This is a genomic window from Tenacibaculum halocynthiae (genome assembly GCF_964512825.1).
GTDB classification, from domain to species: domain Bacteria; phylum Bacteroidota; class Bacteroidia; order Flavobacteriales; family Flavobacteriaceae; genus Polaribacter; species Polaribacter halocynthiae.
In genome coordinates this window covers 1-1,633 of the sequence record NZ_CAZELG010000005.1, presented here as the reverse complement: position 1 = coordinate 1,633, position 1,633 = coordinate 1, and the positions used below count along the sequence as shown (strand labels likewise).

Below are 1,633 nucleotides of genomic sequence, written 5' to 3'. Positions count from 1 at the left end.
ATAAAACAATTATCGATTTATTTAAAGAACAAGTTTCTTTAAAGGAAGATACCGCTGCGGTTGTTTTTGAGCAAGAGAGTCTATCTTATAAAGAATTGGATTCAAAATCTACTATCTGGGCTAAAAAGCTTGTAGATTTAGGTGTAGAAGAAGGGTCATCAGTAGGTTTAATGATGACACGATCTATTGATATAATCACCGCTATTTTAGCAGTTCTAAAAGTAGGAGCTCACTACACACCTATAGCTATAGAACAACCAATTTTACGAACTACTCATATGTTAAAAGAGAGTGGTAGTAAGTTTGCTATAACTAATATGCTTAATAAACCATCTTCGTTTACTGGTGAAACATGGCTGAATATCAAAGATATGGAAGGTGATGAGAGCTACGAAAGTAAAGTAGAGTTACCAACTCAATTAGAAAACAGTTTAGCGTACTGTATTTTTACTTCCGGTTCTACAGGAAAACCTAAAGGTGTTCAAATGGAGCAAAGAAGTGTTGTTAATTTAGTAAAAGGGTTAGAGGAAAGAGTTTATAAACCTTATGCAAATCAAACATTGAATGTTGCTTTGTTAGCGTCTTATGTATTTGATGCTTCTATTCAACAAATATTTGGAAGTTTATTACAAGGTCATAGTTTGTATATAACTGATGATGAGAGTAGAAAAGATGGGGCAAAATTAATATCTTTTTATAATAAAAATAAGATTGATGTATCAGACGGAACACCAACACATCTTCGTTTGTTAGTAAACTCTTTATTATCAGTATCTAAATTAGATAGTTTGTCAAGTTGGATATTGGCAGGAGAAGTTTTATCTAAAGATTTGGTAAAATCATTTTATTTAAGATTAGGAGAAAAAACACAACTATATAATTTTTATGGACCAACAGAAACATGTGTAGACTCAACGTCCTTTAAAGTAGATCTCAAAGACCTAGACAATTATACTACTATTCCTATAGGAAAACCATTACCTAATGAGCGTGTTTATGTTACAGATAAATATGGAAAAGTATTACCAGTAGGTATAGTAGGAGAGTTATGTATTGGAGGTGATGGTTTGGCTCAAGGATATTTAGGAGATGCCTTATTAACATCAGAAAAGTTTAGTAGAAGTTGGATAGCCTCTGAAGAACGAGTTTATCGTACAGGAGATTTAGCAAGATGGTTACCAGATGGAAATTTAGAATATAGAGGAAGAAAAGATGATCAAGTAAAAATACGAGGATTTAGAATAGAGCTTGCAGAAATAGAGGAGGAATTGAACTCACATTCTATAATAGAAAATTCTATTGTAATAAGTAAAGAATTAAATAATGAAAAACAACTTGTAGCGTATTATCAGAGTAAAGAACCACTTAGTACTACTGAAATTAGGGAGTATTTAGGGAGATGTTTACCTGAATATATGATTCCTACTTACTATGTTCATATGGAAGAGTTTGCTTTTAATTCAAGCGGAAAAATAAACCGTAAAGCTTTACCAGTGTATAAGATGGAACAAGAAAAGGGGTATGTAGCTCCTTCTAATGTAATAGAAGAGAAACTTGTAGGGATTTATTCAGAAATACTTGGAGTTGATAGTGATATAATTGGAGTTAATAGTAAGTTCTTTGATTTAGGAGG

The 1,633-nt window shown here is 31.9% G+C and carries 1 protein-coding gene; it reads left to right on the top strand.

Annotated features, from left to right (window positions below):
* Positions 1 to 1,633, top strand: a 1,633-nt coding sequence (locus ACKTTQ_RS00550) for an amino acid adenylation domain-containing protein (RefSeq protein ID WP_408048142.1), incomplete at both ends; no start/stop codon positions are given.